This window comes from Citrobacter sp. TBCS-14, assembly GCF_005280805.1.
GTDB classification, from domain to species: Bacteria; Pseudomonadota; Gammaproteobacteria; order Enterobacterales; family Enterobacteriaceae; genus Citrobacter; species Citrobacter gillenii.
On record NZ_SZWM01000972.1, the window covers coordinates 1 to 231 of the forward strand.

Consider the following 231-nt stretch of genomic DNA (forward strand, 5'->3'; position numbering starts at 1 on the left):
GCCCCGGCAGCATTGACGCCCAATGAGAACGATCTGCTGAATGGCACGCGATTTGCGCTGGCCTGGCACGATAATGAGATCGCAGATTTCCTCGACCAGACGTGGATTGATGGCTGGCTACGCGAGTCCTTTTTGCAGCACGTCACACAGCAAGAAAACCGTTCAGAGCAGGAGATCCAACAAGCTCTACGCAACTTTGAATACCAGGCGCACTGGCTGAATTTGTTGACC

General features: G+C 53.7%; 1 protein-coding gene. It reads left to right on the forward strand.

The genetic code is table 11. The annotated features are described in order from the left end of the window. Positions 1–231: virulence factor SrfB (locus FDX22_RS22325; protein ID WP_255433037.1), on the forward strand; the 231-nt coding region annotated here is incomplete at both ends.